Annotated in this window: 22 protein-coding genes; 15 read left to right on the top strand and 7 right to left on the bottom strand. The window is 69.0% G+C overall.

Features of this window, described 5'->3' with window-relative positions:
* The first annotated feature begins 153 nt into the window (after positions 1-153).
* The 3 genes from rbfA to ACFVV0_RS07280 all read left to right on the top strand — a co-directional run bounded on the left by rbfA (position 154) and on the right by ACFVV0_RS07280 (position 1970).
* Positions 154-651 (top strand): 30S ribosome-binding factor RbfA, encoded by a 498-nt coding sequence (rbfA, locus tag ACFVV0_RS07290; RefSeq protein WP_387060410.1) that lies wholly within the window; start codon positions 154-156, stop codon positions 649-651.
* Positions 652-673: 22 nt separating this feature from the next.
* Entirely contained in the window at positions 674-964 is a 291-nt protein-coding gene (locus ACFVV0_RS07285) for a YciI family protein (RefSeq protein ID WP_387060408.1), read from the top strand.
* Between the two features lie 61 nt (positions 965-1025).
* Positions 1026-1970 (top strand): class I SAM-dependent methyltransferase, encoded by a 945-nt coding sequence (locus ACFVV0_RS07280; protein WP_387060405.1) that lies wholly within the window; start codon positions 1026-1028, stop codon positions 1968-1970.
* Positions 1971-1982: 12 nt separating this feature from the next.
* On the opposite strand, the gene ACFVV0_RS07275 is transcribed toward ACFVV0_RS07280, so the two are convergent.
* Positions 1983-2843 carry an A/G-specific adenine glycosylase gene (locus ACFVV0_RS07275; RefSeq protein ID WP_387060402.1) on the bottom strand — a complete coding sequence of 287 codons (861 nt, stop codon included), beginning with the start codon at positions 2841-2843 and terminating at the stop codon, positions 1983-1985.
* Between the two features lie 82 nt (positions 2844-2925).
* On the opposite strand from ACFVV0_RS07275, the gene ACFVV0_RS07270 reads away from it, so the two are divergent.
* Positions 2926-3600 (top strand): uridine kinase, encoded by a 675-nt coding sequence (locus ACFVV0_RS07270; RefSeq protein WP_387060398.1) that lies wholly within the window; start codon positions 2926-2928, stop codon positions 3598-3600.
* On the opposite strand, the gene ACFVV0_RS07265 is transcribed toward ACFVV0_RS07270, so the two are convergent.
* Both ACFVV0_RS07265 and ACFVV0_RS07260 read right to left on the bottom strand, forming a co-directional pair.
* Entirely contained in the window at positions 3601-4602 is a 1002-nt protein-coding gene (locus ACFVV0_RS07265) for a ketopantoate reductase family protein (RefSeq protein ID WP_387060395.1), read from the bottom strand.
* A 38-nt stretch (positions 4603-4640) separates the two neighbouring features.
* The gene (locus tag ACFVV0_RS07260) at positions 4641-6128 is read right to left on the bottom strand and encodes an MFS transporter (RefSeq protein WP_387060392.1); all 1488 of its coding nucleotides are present in this window, start codon (positions 6126-6128) and stop codon (positions 4641-4643) included.
* A 73-nt stretch (positions 6129-6201) separates the two neighbouring features.
* Between ACFVV0_RS07260 and ACFVV0_RS07255 the strand changes: the two genes are divergently transcribed.
* Genes ACFVV0_RS07255 through ACFVV0_RS07230 form a run of 6 tightly spaced genes read left to right on the top strand, consistent with a single transcriptional unit; the run spans position 6202 to position 10802 of the window.
* Entirely contained in the window at positions 6202-6816 is a 615-nt protein-coding gene (locus tag ACFVV0_RS07255; RefSeq protein ID WP_387060390.1) for a TetR/AcrR family transcriptional regulator, read from the top strand.
* Positions 6813-7721, top strand: a complete 909-nt coding sequence (truB, locus tag ACFVV0_RS07250) for a tRNA pseudouridine(55) synthase TruB (RefSeq protein ID WP_387060387.1) — start codon at positions 6813-6815, stop codon at positions 7719-7721. Before ACFVV0_RS07255 ends, truB begins: the two co-directional genes overlap by 4 nt.
* Positions 7718-8086, top strand: a complete 369-nt coding sequence (locus ACFVV0_RS07245) for a hypothetical protein (RefSeq protein WP_387060384.1) — start codon at positions 7718-7720, stop codon at positions 8084-8086. Before truB ends, ACFVV0_RS07245 begins: the two co-directional genes overlap by 4 nt.
* 29 nt (positions 8087-8115) lie before the next feature.
* Positions 8116-8601: a hypothetical protein gene (locus ACFVV0_RS07240; protein WP_387060382.1), complete on the top strand. Its 486-nt coding sequence runs from the start codon at positions 8116-8118 to the stop codon at positions 8599-8601.
* On the top strand, positions 8598-9539 hold the full coding sequence (locus ACFVV0_RS07235; protein WP_387060379.1) for a bifunctional riboflavin kinase/FAD synthetase: 942 nt from the start codon (positions 8598-8600) through the stop codon (positions 9537-9539). The genes ACFVV0_RS07240 and ACFVV0_RS07235 overlap by 4 nt, the downstream gene beginning before the upstream one ends.
* A 45-nt stretch (positions 9540-9584) precedes the next feature.
* On the top strand, positions 9585-10802 hold the full coding sequence (locus ACFVV0_RS07230; protein WP_387060376.1) for a CynX/NimT family MFS transporter: 1218 nt from the start codon (positions 9585-9587) through the stop codon (positions 10800-10802).
* A gap of 97 nt (positions 10803-10899) precedes the next feature.
* Here the strand turns inward: ACFVV0_RS07230 and ACFVV0_RS07225 are convergent, their stop codons facing one another.
* Positions 10900-11841 (bottom strand): ROK family protein, encoded by a 942-nt coding sequence (locus ACFVV0_RS07225; protein ID WP_387060373.1) that lies wholly within the window; start codon positions 11839-11841, stop codon positions 10900-10902.
* A 91-nt stretch (positions 11842-11932) separates the two neighbouring features.
* Between ACFVV0_RS07225 and ACFVV0_RS07220 the strand changes: the two genes are divergently transcribed.
* The 5 genes from ACFVV0_RS07220 to ACFVV0_RS07200 all read left to right on the top strand — a co-directional run bounded on the left by ACFVV0_RS07220 (position 11933) and on the right by ACFVV0_RS07200 (position 17000).
* Entirely contained in the window at positions 11933-12922 is a 990-nt protein-coding gene (locus ACFVV0_RS07220; protein WP_387060369.1) for a sugar-binding transcriptional regulator, read from the top strand.
* A 9-nt stretch (positions 12923-12931) separates the two neighbouring features.
* Positions 12932-13954, top strand: a complete 1023-nt coding sequence (gene deoC / locus ACFVV0_RS07215) for a deoxyribose-phosphate aldolase (protein ID WP_387060367.1) — start codon at positions 12932-12934, stop codon at positions 13952-13954.
* A 16-nt stretch (positions 13955-13970) separates the two neighbouring features.
* Entirely contained in the window at positions 13971-15476 is a 1506-nt protein-coding gene (locus ACFVV0_RS07210) for an aldehyde dehydrogenase family protein (RefSeq protein WP_387060363.1), read from the top strand.
* Positions 15473-16333 (top strand): aldehyde dehydrogenase family protein, encoded by an 861-nt coding sequence (locus tag ACFVV0_RS07205; RefSeq protein ID WP_387060360.1) that lies wholly within the window; start codon positions 15473-15475, stop codon positions 16331-16333. Before ACFVV0_RS07210 ends, ACFVV0_RS07205 begins: the two co-directional genes overlap by 4 nt.
* Positions 16334-16430: 97 nt before the next feature.
* Positions 16431-17000, top strand: a complete 570-nt coding sequence (locus ACFVV0_RS07200) for a GDSL-type esterase/lipase family protein (RefSeq protein WP_387060357.1) — start codon at positions 16431-16433, stop codon at positions 16998-17000.
* A gap of 8 nt (positions 17001-17008) precedes the next feature.
* Here the strand turns inward: ACFVV0_RS07200 and ACFVV0_RS07195 are convergent, their stop codons facing one another.
* Genes ACFVV0_RS07195 through ACFVV0_RS07185 form a run of 3 tightly spaced genes read right to left on the bottom strand, consistent with a single transcriptional unit; the run spans position 17009 to position 19180 of the window.
* Entirely contained in the window at positions 17009-18355 is a 1347-nt protein-coding gene (locus tag ACFVV0_RS07195) for a M20/M25/M40 family metallo-hydrolase (protein ID WP_387060354.1), read from the bottom strand.
* A gap of 16 nt (positions 18356-18371) precedes the next feature.
* Positions 18372-18899: an O-acetyl-ADP-ribose deacetylase gene (locus ACFVV0_RS07190; RefSeq protein WP_387060351.1), complete on the bottom strand. Its 528-nt coding sequence runs from the start codon at positions 18897-18899 to the stop codon at positions 18372-18374.
* Between the two features lie 2 nt (positions 18900-18901).
* Positions 18902-19180, bottom strand: a complete 279-nt coding sequence (locus ACFVV0_RS07185) for a metal-sensitive transcriptional regulator (protein ID WP_387060348.1) — start codon at positions 19178-19180, stop codon at positions 18902-18904.
* Positions 19181-19256: the final 76 nt, after the last annotated feature.

Genomic DNA, 19256 nt, shown 5'->3' with positions numbered 1-19256 from the left:
TTTCTTCGTGTTTCGGCGCCTCCTAATAAAACCAAAAACCATGCGGGGCTCTTTCTCATCCCCCCGCGTGGGGGGCCCCCCCCCGGGGGGGTGGGGGGGGGGGCCCCGGGGGCCCCCCCCCCCGCCGACCCTGCCCGAAAGGAAAGACAGTTCATGGCTGATCCGGCTCGCGCGAGAAAGCTCGCAGACAGAATCAAGGTGATCATCGCCAAGCGCCTCGAGCGCGGCGTTCGAGACCCGCGTATGGGTTTCGTGACGATCACGGATGTGCAGGTGACGGGCGACCTCCAGCATGCGTCGGTCTTCTACACCGTCTACGGCACCGATGAGGAGCGTGCCGACACGGCAGCTGCACTCGCGGCCGCGACCGGGATGCTCCGCAGCGAGGTGGGCAAGAACATCACCGCCCGTCTGACGCCGTCGCTCGAGTTCATTCTCGACGCGATTCCGGAGAACGCCGCGCACATCGAGGACCTGCTCCGTGAGGCTCGGGAACGGGACACGCACGTGGCCGGTCTCGCTGCCGGCGCGCAGTACGCGGGCGACGAGGATCCTTACGTGAAGCCGCGCGAATTCGGCGACGACGACGATGAGGACGAGGCCGAGGCAGACGAGGCCGAGGAAGCCCAGAAGCAGGCACGCGAGGGCTGACCCGCGGCAGTATCCTGACGGCATGTACGCCGTCTCGTTCTACGATTCCGATCCGGATGCGACCCCCGAGCAGTTCCAGAGGCTGATCGACACGTATCCGCGCCATCGCGCCTATCTCGATGAGTTCGCGCTGAGCGGTGACGTGCTGATGATCGGCACGTTCGGCGATCCCGCCACCCAGGGTTCCATGGCGATCTTCCGGTCCAGGGAGGCGGCCGAACGGTTCCGCGAGTCCGACCCGTTCTGGACGGAGGGCCTCGTGTTCGGGTCGCGCATCCTCGACTGGGACCCGATCGTCTTCGCCGGGTCTTAGGACACGCGTCGCACGTCGAGTGGCGCCGTAACGGGCCTGCCCGAGTCGATAGGGTTGTGCCATGACTGTGAGAAATGTCGTCAGGTCGGGCCTCGAACCGATTCTCGGCCACGGCCGCGTCGACCGTCTGGTAGACGCGGAGAAGCGCGTGCGTCTTTCGATCGCGCGTCGCCTCGACCCCGCGCCCGTCACCCCTCCTGGCCCCGAGCTCGCGCCGAGCGGGTATCCGGTGTACCCGGTTCCCGAGGGCCGCTTTCCGGCATCCAGCCTCACACGTCACGAGCTCCTGAAGGGGCTTCACGAAGCGTTGCAGCCGCGGACCTATCTCGAGATCGGCATCGACGACGGCCGCTCGCTGACCCTCTCCCACGCGAGGACCATCGGCGTCGACCCGTCGTTCATGATCACCAACCCGGTGCGGGGGGACGTACTGCTCGCCCGGGCGACCAGCGATGACTTCTTCGCGGGCAAGGATGCGGCCGACTTCCTCGCCGGCACCCCCATCGACCTGGCCTTCATCGACGGGATGCACCTGGCGGAGTTCGCCTTCCGTGATTTCGTGAACGTCGAGAAACTCGCGGGGCAGGCCTCCGTCATCGTGCTCGACGACATGCTTCCGCGGATCGTGGACGAGGCGGCGCGAGATCGCTACACCGACTCCTGGGCCGGTGACGTCTTCAAGGTCATCGACATCCTGCGCACACGGCGGCCCGATCTGGTCGTCGTTCCCGTGAACACGTTCCCGACCGGCGTCGTCGTGGTGTTCGGAGCCGATCCGGCATCACGGGTCCTCGCCGACGCGTACGAGGAATTGCTCCCGGAACTGACCGCAGCAGACCCGCAGAAGGTGCCCGAGAGCATCCTCACCAGGACCGATGCCGTCGACGGCCGGGACCTGATCGCATGGTCGGGCTGGGACGAGGTCCGTGCTCTGCGCGAGAAGCGCAAGGCGCCCGCCCAGCGCAATCGCCTGGTGGAGCGATTCACCGAAGCATTCGTGCGCTGACGCCGCTCCCGCTCAGGGGAGCACGTAACCGGTCGGGGTCCGGATGGCGAGGCCGTCGGCCAGGAGACCGGCCACGGCGCGGTCGCGCTGGCGCGCATCCGGCCACACCCGCTCGATCTCCGCATCGGTCACCGGGACGTGGGAGGCGCGCAACTCGGCGAGGATGAGCCCGCGCACCTGGCGGTCGGATCCTTCGTACTTCTTCTGCACTGCCTTGCGTGGCCCGTCGTACGGCGGATAACCCGCACGGCGCCACGCGCACGCCTCGCGCACCGGGCAGACGTCGCAGCGGGGTACGCGGGCCACGCAGACGAGCGCGCCCAGTTCCATCATGCCGGCGTTGAAGGCGGCAGCGGCCGATCGATCGTGGGGGAGGAGCGCCTCCATCGACGCGAGGTCGCGCTTGGAGGGCGGGCCCGGCTCACCCTGTCCGTCGACGGCGCGTGCGATCACCCGGCGGATGTTCGTGTCGACGACCGGATGCCGCTCGCCGTAGGCGAAAACGGCGACAGCCCGCGCGGTGTAATCGCCGATACCGGGGAGCGCGAGCAGCGCCTCCACGTCTTCCGGAACGACCCCGTCATGCCGCTCGGTGATCGCGACAGCGCAGGCGTGCAGCCAGAGTGCACGGCGCGGATAGCCGAGCGACTGCCACGCGCGCACGGCCTCTCCTGGCGGTACGGCCGCGAGGTCGGCGGGCGTCGGCCATTGCGTCAACCACTCTTCGAGCCGCGGGATGACCCGGCTCACCGGCGTCTGCTGCAGCATGAACTCGCTCACCAGCGTTCCCCACGCCGTGAACCCGTCGCGGCGCCAGGGCAGATCGCGCCGGTTGGCGTGGTACCAATCGACGACGGCAGCGGCGAACGTCACGCGGGGCCCTTCTGGTGGGAGTCACCCGAGAGCCTAAGGCACGACGGATGCCGTCCGTCGCCGCTGAGCATAGGCTCGACTCATGCAACTTCCCCCGACTCCCCGCGTTCTGTTCCTCCGCGAACTGGTGGGGGAGATCGCCCACAATTACGGGCGCGGCCGTGCGATCGTCGCGGTCGACGGGATCGACGGCGCAGGCAAGTCCGCGTTCGCCGACGACCTCGCCGCTGTGTTCCGCGAAGCGGGTCACGACGCCTACCGGGCCTCGATGGAGGACTTCCACCGCCCTCGCGCCGACCGCTGGCGGGAGGGGCGCGAATCTCCGGAGAGCTTCTACCGGGACTCCTTCGATTACGGCACGTTTCGCCGGGTGCTGATCGATCCCTTCCGGATGGCGGGGAGCACCGGATTCCAGACGGCCGCGTTCGACGTGCGGCGGGATGCGCCGATCGAGAGCCGCTGGCAGACCGCGCCCGCCGACGCAGTGCTGATCGTCGACGGCGTGTTCCTGCTGCGTCCTGAGCTGGTGGGCATCTGGAACTTCAGCGTGCTGCTCGACGTGCCGTGGGACGAGGCGTACGCCAGGCTCGCGGCACGCGACGGTGTCGACCCGGATCCGGATGCGCTGTCGAACGCGCGCTACCGCGAGGGCCAGGAGCTCTACTACGCCGAGGCGAATCCGCGGCCCTGGGCAAGCGCCGTCGTCGACAATGCCGACCCGGAGCGACCGAAGCGCGTCTTCGCCGACAGCTGCTGATCAGATCAGCGCTCGCATCCGTTCGACGACCGTCTCCGCCGGCAGAAAGCGGCGCGTGCGCTCGACCTCGTGCACGAGCTCGGCGAGCGCCGCGTTGATCGGCGCAGTCGTTCCGAGCTGGCCGGCCTCGTCAACGATGGCCCCGTTGAGGTAGTCGATCTCGGTCGGCTGCCCGCGACGGATGCTCTGCAGCGTCGATCCGGGGTTCGGGGTGTCGCCCATCCGGCGTCGCATCATGAGCGGCACGAGCTGGGCAGCCCACAAGGGGGCCGACGCGACGAACCGCAGCAGCGTGTTGGTCAGCCCTTGGATGCTCCCGTAGCGCACACCCGCCTCGAACCCGACCCGCGTGGCCTCGCGCATGCTCGCCGTGATGATGTGGCGCAACCGTTGGTCGCCGAGCGTGTCCTGGGCGCTCAGTCCGGTGATCGCGGGCATGGCGTTGATCTGGTTGACGATGAGCTTGGTCCATTGGCTGCCCGAGAAGTTCTCGACGGCGACGGCGGGCATGGCGGCGTCGAGGATGCGCGTGGCGAACACCGCCGCCTCAGGCGGCTCTCCGCTGCCGGCGCCGAGGTACGTCGTCGCCGCGGTCGTGACGGTGACGGAACCCGGGGAGAGGTAGCTCGCCGCGTAGAGGGCGAGCGCACCGACGCAGTCGGAGTCGGGGAGGAGCGTGCGGGCCTGATCGAGACCGGCGAGGCCGTTCTGCACGATCACGACGGGGATGCCGGCGAGCTGAGCGCGGTTCTCGCGGATCGCGGCGGCCGCGTCCTGGGCCTTGGTGCAGACGAAGACCAGTTCGGGCCGGCTGTGGAGCGTCTCGGCGGCTTCGACTCTGGCGACGTGATCGCCCCACGCCCCGGAGAGGCGCAGACCGGAGGAGCGGATCTTCTCGAGATGCTCGCCGCGGGCGGTGACTTCGACCAGGTGGCCGACGCGGTCGAGCAGAGCGGCGATGGTGCCTCCGATGGCTCCCGCCCCGATCACCCCGATTCGCATCTCTTCAGCGTAGGGGGTGATCGGGGCGGATCGGACCGTCAGCGGGCCTGTACGGCCCCTTCGACGAGCGCTCCTGCATCGGCGGACCCCTCGGCCGCAGTGGACTCGGCGAGGTCTGTGGCGGCGTCGTGGCCCTCGGCCCGCCCGGCCCGGCGGATACCGGAGGGCAGTGCGAGCGAGATAACCGCGGCGAGCGCCAGCACACCGGCGGCGACCCAGACGGCGGGGATGGCGGCGTCGACGTAGCCGGTCGGTGTGAGCGTGCCGCCTGCGCCGGTGAAGACCGCGGTGAGCACGGCGATCCCGAGGGCGACGCCGATCTCGCGGAGAGTGGAGTTCGTGCCCGACGCCTTGGCGTGGTCGGCCGGCTTCATGTTGGCGAGGACGGCGGTCGAACTCGGAGCGAAGACCAGCCCCATCCCGATGCCGGCGAGCAGGAACGGCGGCCACATGCTCGAGTACGCCTCCGTCGCCGACAGGGTGAGCGCTATCCACGCCATCGAGACCGTGAGCAGCACGAGTCCGAGCAGGATGGGCAACCGTGTGCCCGTGCGCGGCGACAACAGGCCGGTGAGCGGAGCGATCACCATCGGCGCCAGCGTCCACGGCATCGTCATGACGCCGGCTTCGAGCGGGGTGTGCCCTTGGACCACCTGGAGGAACTGGATGAGGATGAAGACGGCCCCGAAGATCCCGAAGCTGAAGGTGACGCCGACGAGGTTGGCGGCGGTGAAGCTGCGGTCGCGGAAGAGCCGGAGCGGGAGGAGCGGAGCAGGCGTGCGCTGCTCCCAGACCACGAATGCCACGAGCAGCACGGCGCCGGCGACCAGGGAGGCGAGGACCTCGAAGCTGTCCCAGCCTGCAGGGTTGCCTCGCACGATCCCGAAGACCAGTCCGAGCACGCCCAGACCGGCCAGGAGCAAGCCGACGACGTCGGCCCGCACCCGCGCTCCGAAGCTGTTCGGGAGGGCGGCGAGCACCAGGGGCACCGCGATGACGCCGAGCGGAACATTCAGCCAGAAGATGGCCTGCCAGTTCCAGCCCTGCACCACCGCGCCGCCGATCAGGGGACCGGTCGCGACTCCGAGGCCGGCGACGCCGCCCCAGATGCCGATCGCGGCAGGGCGCAGCCTCTCGCTGACGCTCCCGGCGAGCAGAGTGAGCGAGAGCGGCATCAGGGCCGCAGCGCCGACACCCTGCACGGCTCGGGCGAGGATGAGCATCCACGGCTCGGTCGCCAGCGCACTGGCCGCGGAGGCGAGCGTGAAGATCGTGATGCCGGCGAGGAACACCGTGCGGCGGCCGAACCGGTCGCCGATGGCGACGGCCATGAGCATGAAGGCGGCGAAGCTGAGGGTGTACGCGTTGACGACCCACTGCAGTTCTTCGATCGAGGCGCCCAGGTCGGTGGAGATCACCGGCAGCGCGCTGGTAACGACCAGATTGTCGAGGGTGGCCATGAACATCGGCAGGGATGCGGCGACGATCGCGAGCCAGACGGGGATCCGTCGGGTGGTGGAGGTCATGGACCCCGTCCTCTCGTTGTTATCGGATGATTACAAGAGGTGACATTAGTAATCAACTGATAACCTGTCAAGCGTGACCGAGAAGATCAGTGAACGGATTCCCGCCGAAGCGCGACGCGAGCAGATCCTCGCCGCCGCCAGCCTGGTCTTCGGGGAGCGCGGATACTTCGGCGCCACGACCGACCAGATCGCCAAGGCGGCCGGAATCAGCCAGCCCTACGTCGTGCGCATGTTCGGCACGAAGGAGAACCTGTTCGTCGAGGTGCTCGGGCGCGCACTGGACAAGCTGCTGGTCGCGTTCCAGCAGACGATCGACGGCTGGAAGGCCGACGGATCGCCCGCAGACCAGTTGGGCCGGCTGCTAGGACTCGCATACGTGAACCTCGTCGAGGACCGCGGCATCCTGCTCTCCCTGATGCAGGCGTTCAGCATGGGCCACGACCCGGTGATCGGCGCGAAGGCGCGTGAGGGCTTCATGACGATCTACACGCTGCTCCGCGACGAGGCCGGCTTCGAACCGCAGATGGTCCGCAGCTTCCTGGCCGAGGGGATGCTCCTGAACACGCTCCTCGGGCTCCGGCTCCCCGAGCAGTACGGCCTCGACGAAGCGTCGACCGAACTCCTCGAATGCACGTTCCAGACCAAGCTGCAGCTGGTGCTCGACGTGGTCGGCGAGAAGAGCGCATGACCGGGAGCGGCATCCTGCTGGTCGACAAACCCGGAGGCTGGACGAGCCACGACGTCGTCGCGCGCACGCGGCGCCTGGCCGGCACGCGCAAAGTGGGGCACGCGGGAACGCTCGATCCGATGGCGACAGGGCTGCTCATCCTCGGGCTCAACTCGTCGACCCGGCTGCTCACCTACATCGTCGGCACCGACAAGGAGTACCTGGCGACCATCCGGCTCGGCTCATCGACCACTACCGACGACGCCGAGGGCGAGACGATCGAGCGAGCGCCCGCCGCATCCGTCGCTGCGCTCACGGAGGCCTCGATCCACGCGGCGATCGACGACCTCACGGGAGAGATCGAGCAGATTCCGAGCTCGGTGAGCGCGATCAAAGTCGACGGCAAGCGCGCCTACGCGCGCGTCCGTGCCGGCGAGCAGGTCGTGCTCGAGGCGCGCCCGGTGACGATCTCGGAGTTCGACGTGCTCGACCTGCGGCGTACGTCGGAGTCGGTCGACGTGGATGTGCGGGTCGTCTGCTCATCGGGAACCTACATCCGCTCGCTCGCCCGCGACCTCGGCTCGGCGGTCGGAGTGGGAGGCCACCTCACCGCGCTCAGGCGCACGAGGGTCGGCCCGTTCCGGGTCGAGGATGCGCGTCCGATCGAGGGCCTGGACGTCGCGTCGCGGCTCGTCCCGGCCGCCGACGCCGCGTCCATCCTGTTCGAACGGTTCGAGCTGAGCGAGCAGCAGGCGATCGATCTCACGCACGGGAAACCCATCCACGTTCCGGACAGGCAGAATGGAAGCGGTGTGCCCGTGGCGGCCATCGCGCCCACCGGCCATCTTGTGGGGCTCATCGAGTTCCGTGGAAAGGAAGCCAGAACCCTCGTGAACTTCCCGTCTGACGAGATCGCGACCGCATGATCGAGTGGTTCACGACGGTCCAGGTGATCGTCGCCTGCGCCGCCGGCGTGCTCTGCATCGTCCTCGGCCTCGCCAAGAAGCTGCCCGGCGACCTCAGCATGGGCGCGGTCGCGCTCGTGGAGCTGCTGCTCATCGCGCAGCTCGTGGTGGCCATCGTCGCGCCCGCGGTCGGCAACCAGCCCTCCGGCAGCCTCGCGGAGTTCTACATCTACCTGATCTCGGCACTCATCCTCCCCATCGCCGGCGCGTTCTGGGCGCTGATCGAGCGGAACCGCTGGAGCACGATCATCCTCGGCGGCGTCTGTCTGGCGATCGCCGTGATGGTCTACCGGATGGGCCAGATCTGGTTCGTGCAGGGCGTTTGACCAGCAACTCGCGAATAGAATAATCTGCGATGTCACACCACACCATGTCCGCGCGGGAGCACGGCACCAGCCCCGAACCCAAGCGCAGGATGACCGGCATCGGGCGGATCCTCGTCTTCGTCTACGGCGTGCTCGCACTCGCGGCCACCGGTCGCAGCGTGTTCCAGATCATCGACCGGTTCAGCGAGGCCCCCGTCGCGTTCTCGCTGTCTGCCGTCGCGGCCGTCGTCTACATCGTGGCGACCGTCGCGCTCATCGCGCCCGGTCGCGTCTGGTTCCGCGTGGCGTGGATCACCATCACCTTCGAGCTCGTCGGCGTGCTCGTCATCGGCTCGCTGAGCCTGTTCGCGCCCGCTGTGCTGGGGTTGCACGACATCGATCCGTTCGGCCGCGACGCGACGGTGTGGTCGGTCTACGGCATGGGGTACCTCTTCATCCCGCTCGCCCTGCCGATCCTCGGCCTGCTCTGGCTGCGCACGCACCGGCCCCGCGCCGCCGCGGAGGACCGGTCGTGAAGACCTTCCGCTCCCTCGACGAGGTGCCGGACGGATTCGGACCGAGCGCCGTCACCATCGGAAAGTTCGACGGCGTGCACACCGGGCACCGCGCGGTCATCGCGCGGCTCCGCGAAGTGGCCGCTGAACGCGGGCTCGTCTCGACGGTGATCACGTTCGACCGCAATCCGCTCGAAGTGCTCGCGCCTGAGAAATGCCCGGTCTCGCTCGTCAGCATCGAGCAGAAGCTCGACCTCCTCGCCGGTACGGGCGTCGAGGCGACACTCATGATCGCTTTCGACCGCGCGCTCGCTTCGCTGGATCCGGAGGAGTTCGTGAAGCGCATCCTGGTCGACCGGCTGCACGCCGCAGCCGTCCTGGTCGGCAGCGACTTCCGGTTCGGCGCGAAAGGCGCAGGGAACGTCGAGCTGCTCCGCGAGCTCGGCGCGAAGTACGGGTTCGCGGTTCACCTCATCGACGATGTACGCCCGGAACACGGCCGCCGCGTCTCGTCGACCTGGATCCGCGAGCTGCTGGCCGAGGGCGACGTCGGCCACGCCGGCGAGCTGCTCGGTCACGTGCCGACGCTCCGTGGCGTCGTGGTGCACGGCGCCAAGCGCGGGCGGGAGCTCGGCTTCCCGACGGCGAACCTGTCACCGGAGTCCGAGGGCCTCATCCCCGCCGACGGCGTCTACGCCGGCTGGCTGACGGATGCGGGCGAGCGGTACCCGGCGGCGATCTCGGTCGGCAACAACCCGACGTTCGAAGGTGTGCCGCAGAAGCAGGTCGAAGCGTATGTGCTCGATCGCGAGCTCGACCTCTACGACCACCACGTGGAGATCGCGTTCGTCGAGCGCATCCGGGGCATGGTGGCGTACTCGGGCATCGAGCCGCTGATCGCGCAGATCGCCGACGATGTGGCCGAGGCGCGGCGCGTCCTCGCTGCCGACGCCGACTGACCGGACTCGTCCGGGGCGGCTCCGCCCGCGCGATAAGGTCGAGTAATGCCACATTCCACGCCACGTCCACTCTGGCGTGGTCGAACCATCGCCCTGCTCGGCATTCTCCTCGTCGCCGCCAATCTGCGCACCGCGGTCGCAGCGCTCTCGCCGATCTTCGCCGAGATCCGCACCGACTTCGACGTCTCCAGTGTCGGCGTCGGGCTGCTCGGGATGCTGCCCCCGGTCTGTTTCGCGGTCTTCGGGATCGTCGCGCCCGCGTTCACCCGCCGCGCGAGCCTCGAGGCCGTGATGGTCGTCGCGCTCGTCGTGATGCTCGCCGGGCACCTGCTGAGGGCGACGGCCGGGTCATTCGCGGTGCTCGCCATCGGCTCGGCGATCACGTTCGCGGGCATGGGCGTCGGCAACGTGCTGCTGCCGCCGCTGGTGAAGCGGTACTTCCCCGACCGCATCGGACTGGTGACCTCGCTGTACGCGACGATCATGTCGGTGAGCACGCTGCTCCCGCCGCTCGTCGCGGTGCCGGTCGCCGACGCCACCAGCTGGCACGTCTCGGTGGGGATGTGGGCGGTCGTGAGCCTGGTGGCGATCCTGCCGTGGCTGCGCATCCTCGTCAGCCATCGGCCCGCGCATCCGGATCACGACGTCGAGGTCGAGGAGGCCGAGCCTGCGGTGCTGGGACGCGTGTGGCGCACATCCCTCGCGTGGTCCCTCGGCATCGTGTTCGCGGCGTCGTCGCTCAACGCGTACGCGATGTTCGCGTGGCTGCCCGAGATCCTCCAGGACGTCGCGGGGACGACGCAGGCGCAGGGCGGCCTGCTGCTGTCGTTGTACGCCGCGATGGGGATCCCTGCCGGGCTGCTCATCCCCGTGCTCACCTCCCGGATGAAGAACGTCGGGTGGCTCATCTATCTCGGGGTCGCGTGCTTCGTGATCGGCTACCTGGGGCTCATCCTCGTGCCGGCGACCGCGACCTGGCTGTGGGTGGTCTTCGCCGGCCTCGGACCGCTGCTCTTCCCGCTTTGCCTGGTGCTCATCAACCTGCGCACGCGAACGCACCAGGGATCGGTCGCGCTCAGCGGGTTCACTCAGGGCCTCGGCTACACCCTCGGCGCCCTCGGCCCGCTTGCAGTCGGAGTGCTGCACCAGCTGACGGGCGGCTGGACTGCTGCTCTCATCGTGCTCACCGCCACCGCCGTGGCCGCGGCAGCTGCCGGCGCCGTCGTCGCGCGCCCGCGCCTCCTCGAAGACTCGTTCCGCTGACCGCTGTCCGCGCTCCCGCGGCCCCGCCGAGCCGCCGAGTACGCACGAATTCGCCCGAAAAACGCCGAGTCCACGAACAATTCGTGGACTCGGGTGCTCAGGGGAGCAGGTGGGCGCGGTGGATGAGAGCGGCGGCGCCGATGAGGGGACCCTCGGAGGAGAGCGCGCTCGGTACGATGCGCACCTTGCGCACGTACGGGAAGTAGTGGTCGGCGATGACCTCGCGCATGCGGTCGAAGAGATCTGGCGTCGCGTGCGAGAACCCTCCGCCGATGGCGACCAGCTCGAGGTCGAGCAGCGCCGTGGCCGACGCGATGGCCCGTCCGACGGCCTCGCCCGTGCGCGCGATGGCGCGGCGGGCGATCTCGTCGTCCGCAGCGTACGCGGCGGCGAGCTCCTCGCCCGTCGTGCCGGTGAAGCCCTGGTGGCGCGCCCAGGCGACGGTGTGGGGCCCGGATGCGATGGCCTCCAGTGCGCTCGGGTTGCCGAACGTGTTCTCGCCGACGATGTCGCCGACCTCGATGTGGCCGATGTGCCCGGCGTTGCCCGTCGGACCGGTGATCACCCGGCCACCGACGATGAGCCCGCCGCCGATTCCGGTCGATACGACCATGCCCATCACGTTGTCCACACCCTGCGCCGCACCGACCCAGTGCTCGGCGAGTGTGATCGCGACTCCGTCCATCTCCAGGGTCACCGGAATGTCGAGTCCGCTGTCCGCCACGACGCTCGCGATGAAGTCCCGCAGCGGGTAGTCGCGCCAGTGCGGCACGTTGAGTGGGGAGACGAGGCCCCGGATGCGGTCGATCGGACCCGCGCATCCGATGCCGAGACCGACCAGTTCGGCCCCGTCGGGCAGGGCCGCGATGGCGTCGCGGACGACGCCGCCGACCGATGTCTCGAGCTCGGCGATGGTCGCGGTGCGACCGGTGGGCTGGCGGAAGCGGGAGCCTTCGACGAGGCGGCCGTCGTGATCGACGAGGGCGGCTTCGACCTTGGTTCCGCCGAAATCGACGGCGACAGCGAGGGGAGTGGGCACGACCTTTACCCTAAACGAATCCAGCACTGCTCATATGAGCGACCGACGCTCACACGTTGCTCAACCGCGTGGAGCTTCCTAAGCTGGAGGAGTGGCCCTGAACGACACTGATGAGATCCTCGCCGTCAAAGCCGCAGAACTCTATTACGAGGCGGGCAAGACGCAAGACGAGATAGGCCTGGCCCTCAGCGTGAGCCGCTGGAAGGTCGGCAGGCTGCTGGTCGCAGCGCGCGAGAACGGTTTCGTGCGCATCGAGATCGTGCATCCGAGCGCACGCCGATTCTCCCTGGAGCGCGAGCTCTGCGGCTTCTACGACCTGGCCGATGCCGTCGTGGTGCCCGCCACCGACAGCGAATCGGATGTGCAAGGCCGCGTCGCGCAGGCCGCCGCCGACTACCTCACCACGTACCGCCCCGTTCCCCGCACGCTCGGCGTCAGCTGGGGCCGCACCCTCCACGCCGTGGCTGCCCGACTCCGTCCGGGCTGGGCCGTCGGCGTGAATCCAGTGCAGATCAACGGAAGCGTCTCCAGCACCCGCCAGGCGACCGCCGCGGCCGATACCGCCGTCGTCATCGCCCGCAAGGCGCAGGGCACCGCGACACTGCTCCCGAGCCCGGCGATCTTCGAGCAGGCCGCGACGCGACGCGCGATCGAGGCCGACCGTTCGGTGCAGAGCGTGCTCGAACTCGCGCGCAACGCGTCCGCCTACCTCTTCAGCGCCGGCGTGGTCGACGACAGCTCGGTCCACGTCGACAGCGGCTATCTGACACCGGATGACGTGGCCAGCCTCGCCGCCAAGGGCGCGGTCGGCGACGTGGTCGGCCGGTTCATCACCGAGAGCGGTCAGGTCGCCGACGAGGAGCTCGACAACCGGACGCTCGGCATCTCCCTCGACGAACTGCGCGCGGCCCGCGCCAGCATCGCCGTGATCGCCGGGGCGACGAAGCATCGTGTGGCGCACGCCGTGGTGTCGAGTGGGCTCTGCACCACCCTCATCACCGACGAAGCGACGGCGAACCATCTCCTCGGCCGCAGCCAGCCTGCGCACCGAGACTATCCAGTCACCGAGACAACACCGTGAAGGAGTGACGTGACCATCGAAACGACGCCGCCCGTGCGAACCCTCGCACCGGCGGCCCGGGCAGTGGAAGTACTGGGGGGCGACCTCACGGAGGCCAGCCTGCGCCGGTACCTGAACGGCATCCCCGGAGTCGACGCCGTCGGCCTCGAGCAGCGGGCGGCGGGCCTCGGCACGCGCTCGATCAAGACCACCAGCAAGGCGTGGGCGCTCGACAAGATCATCGAGCTCATCGACCTGACCACGCTCGAGGGTGCCGACACGCCCGGCAAGGTGCGGTCGCTCGTCGCCAAGGCGCTCACGCCCGACCCCAGCGACCTCACGACCCCGCGTCCCGCGGCCGTCTGCGTGTACGGCGACATGGTCCCGTACGCGGTGCAGGCGCTCGGCGCAGCGCACGCGGGCACGACGCCGGGCGGCGTGAACGTCGCCGCAGTCGCCACCGCGTTCCCGAGCGGCCGCGCATCCCTCGCCGTCAAACTGGCGGACACGGCGGATGCGGTGGCCGCGGGGGCCGACGAGATCGACATGGTCATCGACCGCGGTGCCTTCCTCTCCGGCCGCTTCGGACTCGTGTTCGACGAGATCGTGGCCGTGAAGGAGGCCTGCCGCCGCGCGGACGGCAGCTACGCGCATCTCAAGGTCATCCTCGAGACCGGGGAGCTGAACACGTACGACAACGTGCGCAGGGCATCCTGGCTCGCCATCCTCGCCGGCGGCGACTTCATCAAGACCTCGACCGGCAAGGTGTCGCCCGCCGCGACCCTCCCGGTCACGCTGCTGATGCTCGAGGTCGTGCGCGACTGGCACAAGCTCACGGGCGAGGAGATCGGTGTGAAGCCGGCCGGTGGCATCCGCTCGTCGAAGGACGCCATCAAGTACCTCGTCACGGTCGCCGAGACCGCGGGCGAGCAGTGGCTGCAGCCGCACCTGTTCCGGTTCGGCGCCTCGAGCCTGCTGAACGACGTGCTCCTGCAGCGCCAGAAGCTGAAGACCGGACACTACTCCGGCGCCGACTACGTCACGATCGACTAACCGAAGGCACAGACAGATGAGTTTTCTCGAATACGCACCGGCCCCCGAGTCGCGGTCGATCCTGAACCTGCGCGACCAGTACGGCCTGTTCATCGACGGCGAGTTCGTCGACGGCAACGGCACCCCCTTCCAGACCATCTCGCCGGCCAGCGAGGAGCGCATCGCGACCATCGCGACCGCGAACACGGCCGACGTCGACAAGGCTGTGGCGGCCGCCCGCCGCGCCTACGAGCGCACCTGGTCCCGGATGAGCGGCAGCGATCGCGGCAAGTACCTGTTCCGCATCGCGCGGCTGGTCCAGGAGCGCGCCCGTGAGCTCGCCGTGGCCGAGAGCCTCGACAACGGCAAGCCGATCAAGGAGAGCCGCGACGTCGACGTGCCCCTCGTCGCCGCCTGGTTCTTCTACTACGCCGGATGGGCGGACAAGCTCGACCACGCAGGTCTCGGCCCGGCGCCCCGTGCGCTCGGCGTCGCCGCGCAGGTCATCCCGTGGAACTTCCCGCTGCTGATGCTGGCGTGGAAGATCGCGCCCGCCCTCGCCGCCGGCAACACGGTGGTGCTGAAGCCCGCGGAGACCACACCGCTCACGGCGCTGCTGTTCGCCGAGATCGTGCAGCAGGCCGGCGTGCCCGCCGGTGTCGTGAACATCGTCACCGGTGCCGGTGAGACCGGTCGCGACCTGGTGAACCACCCCGACGTGAACAAGGTCGCGTTCACCGGTTCCACCGCTGTCGGACGCGAGATCGCTCGTGCCGTGGCCGGAACCGACAAGAAGCTGACTCTCGAGCTCGGCGGCAAGGCCGCGAACATCGTGTTCGACGACGCTCCCATCGACCAGGCCGTCGAGGGGATCGTCAACGGCATCTTCTTCAACCAGGGCCACGTCTGCTGTGCCGGGTCGCGCCTGCTCGTGCAGGAGAGCATCCACGACGAGGTCGTCGACCGGCTGAAGACGCGCCTGTCGACGCTGCGCCTCGGCGATCCGCTCGACAAGAACACCGACATCGGCGCGATCAACAGCGCCGAGCAGCTGCAGCGCATCCGGGAGCTCTCCGACATCGGCGAGGCCGAGGGCGCCGAGCGCTGGACGGCGGACTGCGAGATCCCCGAGAACGGGTTCTGGTTCGCGCCGACCATCTTCGACAACGTCTCCACCAGTCACCGCATCGCCCGTGAGGAGATCTTCGGTCCGGTGCTCTCGGTGCTGACGTTCCGCACGCCGGCCGAGGCGATCGCCAAGGCGAACAACACGCCGTACGGGCTGTCGGCCGGCATCTGGTCGGACAAGGGGAGCCGCATCCTGGCTGTCGCCGACCAGCTTCGCGCCGGCGTCGTCTGGGCGAACACGTTCAACCGCTTCGACCCCTCCAGCCCGTTCGGCGGGTACAAGGAGTCCGGATACGGGCGCGAGGGAGGCCGTCACGGGCTCGCGGCGTACCTGAAGCCCGGGCGCGAGCTTCCTGCCGCGCTGCGCGGCGCATCCCCGTCAGCCACCAAGACCCGCAAGGGAGCCACGAAATGAGCCGCCTGACCGTGCCGAAGACCTACAAGCTGTACATCGGCGGCAAGTTCCCGCGCAGCGAATCGGGTCGTACCTACGAGGTCGTCTCGGCCAGGGGCGCCTTCCTGGCGAACGCGGCCAAAGGATCCCGCAAGGACGCCCGAGACGCCGTCGTGGCGGCGCGCGCCGCGCTCAGCGGATGGGCGGGTGCGACCGCATACAACCGCGGCCAGGTGCTCTACCGCATCGCCGAGCTGCTGGAGGGGCGTCGCGCTCAGTTCGTCGACGAGATCGTGCAGGCCGAGGGCGTCTCCGCAGCCGTCGCCGGCGCCCAGGTGGACGAGGCGATCGACCGCTGGGTCTGGTACGCCGGATGGACGGACAAATTCGCGCAGGTCGCCGGCAATGCCAACCCGGTCGCCGGACCGTACTTCAACATCTCGGTGCCCGAGCCGACCGGTGTCGTCGCGATCATCGCGCCGCAGGGCGACAGCCTGCTCGGATTCGTGAGCGCGGTGGCTCCGGCCCTCGTGGCGGGCAACACCGTGGTGGTGGTGGCCAGCGAGCGGTTCCCGCTCTCCGCGATCAGCCTCAGCGAGGTGCTCGCGACGAGCGATGTCCCGGGTGGCGTGGTCAACATCCTGACGGGTTCGCCCGCAGAGATCGCGCCGTGGCTCGCCTCGCACGCCGACGTCAACGCGCTCGACCTCGTCGGCGCCGGCGACCTCGAGTGGGTCGACCTCCAGATCGCGGCCGCGGACACGCTCAAGCGCGTGCTGACGCCCGAGAACGGCCCGGACGCGGCGGCACCCTCGCTCGACCGGATCGCGTTCTTCACCGAGACGAAGACCGTCTGGCACACGAAGTCGCTCATCTGACGCCGCCCCGCCGGGGGTCCGGAGCGCCACGCGGGGTCTGCGGGTGGCGCCGCCGGGCATCCCGGGGGAGGATGGGGTGAGGACTTTGGGAGGTGCGATGTCGGATCTGGCACCGACGGCTCTCGTCGGAGACAGTCTCGTGCAGGGCGGAGACTGGCAGGCGTGGCTACCGGGGGAGACCATCTACAACTTCGGCGTCGGTGGGGACACGACCGATGACGTGATCGCTCGGCTCGGGGATGTGATCAATTCCGAGCCGGCGATCGTGGCGGTGCTCATCGGCACGAACGATCTGGCCTGGCGGCGCTCCGTCGAGCATGTCGTGCGCAACGTGGAGACCATTCTCGTCACGCTGCGGCGGGAGTTGCCGGAGGCTCGCATCCTGCAGCAGTCCGTGCTCCCACGCGGTCACGAGTTCGCCGAGCAGATCCGGGACATCAATCGCCACCTGTGGCAGTTCTCGCCCACCGTGCACGCGCAGTGGCTCGACCTCTGGCCGGCCCTCGCCCTCGACGACGGCGAACTGAACCCGGTCTTCAGCGAGGATCGTCTGCACCTCAACCAAGACGGCTACCGTGCCTGGGTCGGCGAGCTGATCCCGGCCCTCGAGCGTCTGCGGCAGCAACCGCCGACGAGCCGCGCCATCACGCTGCCCGACCTCGGCTAGCTGCACAGCTAGCGGGTGCGCAGCAGGCTCTCGTAGAACGCGATTCCACTCAGCCAGGTGCGAACGTGGATGCGTTCGTTGCGCGCGTGCAGCGTGCCACGCTCCTCGCCGCTCATCTCGAACGGGGTGAACCGGTAGACGGCGTCGCTGATCGTGGTGAAGTGGCGGCTGTCACTCGCGCCGAGCATGACGTACGGCGTGACGACGGCCCCCGGATGCACGGCCGAGATGCTGTCCGCCACCGCGTGCCATTCGGGTCCGCTGGTGGGGGAGACGGGTGAGGGCTCGCTCGCGTCGACCGCCTCCACCGCCACGAGCGGGTCCCGCACGGCTTTCCGGATGTGCGCGAGCGTCTCGGCAACGCTCGACCCGACGGCGATGCGCACGTTCAGGATTGCCTCGGCCGTCTCGGGGAGGGCGTTCGCCGCGAGGCTGCCGCGGAGCTGGGTGACCGCGGTGGTGGTGCGCACGATGGCCCTGGTCTCGTCGCTGACACGCCCGAGCACCGCCACCAGCGCGGGTTTCAGTGCTCGCGCTCGCGTGAACACTGCGCGGAGCGGTCCCGTCGCGTGCGCGCCGAGGGTCTCGACCATCTGCAGGTTCGTCTCGCTGAGCCGAGCCGGGAACGGCTTGGCGTTGAGCCGGGTGATGGCTCTGGCGAGCCGCACGGTGGCCGTGAGCTTGGGCGGCGTCGAGGCGTGGCCGCCGTTCTGCTCGACCGTGAGCCGAACGCTCGTGATCCCCTTCTCGCTGACTCCGACGACCGCGATCGGCTTCGTCACCCCCGGGAAGATGCCTTCGACGACCGCACCGCCCTCGTCCACGACGAGCGCCGGTCGGATTGCGCGCTCGGTCAGCGCAGCGACGATCGCCCGGGCACCCGAGCCGACGGTCTCCTCGTCGTGGCCGAAGCTCAGATAGACGTCGCGCTGCGGGGTGAAGCCGTCGAGCACCAGCGTTTCGACGGCCTCGAGGATCGCGACCAGCGCGCCTTTGTCGTCGAGCGTTCCCCGGCCCCAGAGCACACGCGATTCGCCGTCGCCCGTCAGTTCGGCACCGAACGGGGGATGCTGCCAGCCCTCATCCGTTGCCGGCACGACGTCGTAGTGCGCCATGAGCACAGTGGGGGAGTCGTCGCGGCGTCCGGATGCGCTTGGCCAGCGGTAGAGCAGCGAGTGCCCGTGGAACTCGCGTTCGAGCACTCGGTGCAGCGCCGGATAGAGCTCGGGGAGGAGCGCGGTGAATCGGTCGAACGCGGCCCAGTCTGTGTCTTCGACGGCATTGCGCGACATGGTGGGAACGCGCAGCAGCGCACGGAAGCGGTCGAGGCAGGAGTCCTCGTCGAGAGCGGTCATCGCCCCCTATTCTCCGCTACTGACCGGCCGCGGAGCGGAACGCCGCGAGGGCCTCGTCGGAGAACAGCACGAACCGCACCGTCTCGACCGGGCCGACGGATGCGGCGAGGACCGCGCGTACGGTGCTCACCGCGATACGCGCCGCGTCTTCCATCGGCCAGCCGTAGACACCGGCGGAGATGGCCGGGAACGCCACGCGTGCAGCGCCGAGCTCACGCGCCACCCTCAGCGACGACCGGTAGGCGTTCTGGAGGAGTTCGGTGCGGTCTTCGGTGGCCGACCAGACCGGACCGACCGTGTGGATGACCCAGGTCGCGGGCAGGTCGCCTGCAGTGGTCGCCACGGCCTGGCCCGTCGGCAATCCGTCGGGCAGTGTCGTGGCCCGGAGTTCGCGTGTGGCCTCGAGGATGGCCGGGCCGCCCGCCCGGTGGATGGCCCCGTCGACCCCGCCGCCCCCGAGCAGTGAGTTGTTGGCCGCGTTGACGATCGCATCCACGTGCTCGTCGGTGATGTCGCCGCGGACGATCTCGATGACGTCGTCCACGTTCAGCCCCGGTTGTTGGAGAGTTCGTAGACCTTGAGAAGCTCGACGATCGCGTCGTCGCGCTCGCTGCCGCCCTCCTCGAACATCTCGGAGACGTGCGTCTTGAGGTGGTTCTCCACCAGCAGCTTGTTGAGGGAGCCGAGCGACTTCTGAATGGCGAGGGACTGCGTGATGATGTCGATGCAGTAGTCCTCGTTCTCGATCATCTTCTCCAGGCCCCGCAATTGGCCTTCGAGGATGCGCGTGCGGTGCATTGCGCGTTTCTTGATGTCTGCGATCACCTCCTCAGGATAAACCCTGAATGCCACATACCCCTATGGGGTACGGAGGTCACGATCCGTCACATTACCGACTCAA

This window comes from Leifsonia sp. NPDC058230 (assembly GCF_042882245.1).
Taxonomy (GTDB): domain Bacteria; phylum Actinomycetota; class Actinomycetes; order Actinomycetales; family Microbacteriaceae; genus Leifsonia.
Note: the sequence above shows the minus strand (reverse complement) of the source record. Positions and strands in the feature narration are given on the sequence as shown.

Bases quoted from the DNA above. Each gene is read 5' to 3' on its own strand.
- ACFVV0_RS07270 (WP_387060398.1), top strand. From the start codon at position 2,926: ATGCAACTTCCCCCGACTCCCCGCGTTCTGTTCCTCCGCGAACTGGTG.
- ACFVV0_RS07195 (WP_387060354.1), bottom strand. From the start codon at position 18,355: ATGACCGCTCTCGACGAGGACTCCTGCCTCGACCGCTTCCGTGCGCTG.
- ACFVV0_RS07200 (WP_387060357.1), top strand. From the start codon at position 16,431: ATGTCGGATCTGGCACCGACGGCTCTCGTCGGAGACAGTCTCGTGCAG.
- ACFVV0_RS07230 (WP_387060376.1), top strand. From the start codon at position 9,585: ATGCCACATTCCACGCCACGTCCACTCTGGCGTGGTCGAACCATCGCC.
- ACFVV0_RS07210 (WP_387060363.1), top strand. From the start codon at position 13,971: ATGAGTTTTCTCGAATACGCACCGGCCCCCGAGTCGCGGTCGATCCTG.
- ACFVV0_RS07260 (WP_387060392.1), bottom strand. From the start codon at position 6,128: ATGACCTCCACCACCCGACGGATCCCCGTCTGGCTCGCGATCGTCGCC.
- ACFVV0_RS07265 (WP_387060395.1), bottom strand. From the start codon at position 4,602: ATGCGAATCGGGGTGATCGGGGCGGGAGCCATCGGAGGCACCATCGCC.
- ACFVV0_RS07245 (WP_387060384.1), top strand. From the start codon at position 7,718: ATGATCGAGTGGTTCACGACGGTCCAGGTGATCGTCGCCTGCGCCGCC.
- ACFVV0_RS07240 (WP_387060382.1), top strand. From the start codon at position 8,116: ATGTCACACCACACCATGTCCGCGCGGGAGCACGGCACCAGCCCCGAA.
- rbfA (WP_387060410.1), top strand. From the start codon at position 154: ATGGCTGATCCGGCTCGCGCGAGAAAGCTCGCAGACAGAATCAAGGTG.
- ACFVV0_RS07205 (WP_387060360.1), top strand. From the start codon at position 15,473: ATGAGCCGCCTGACCGTGCCGAAGACCTACAAGCTGTACATCGGCGGC.
- truB (WP_387060387.1), top strand. From the start codon at position 6,813: ATGACCGGGAGCGGCATCCTGCTGGTCGACAAACCCGGAGGCTGGACG.
- ACFVV0_RS07285 (WP_387060408.1), top strand. From the start codon at position 674: ATGTACGCCGTCTCGTTCTACGATTCCGATCCGGATGCGACCCCCGAG.
- ACFVV0_RS07280 (WP_387060405.1), top strand. From the start codon at position 1,026: ATGACTGTGAGAAATGTCGTCAGGTCGGGCCTCGAACCGATTCTCGGC.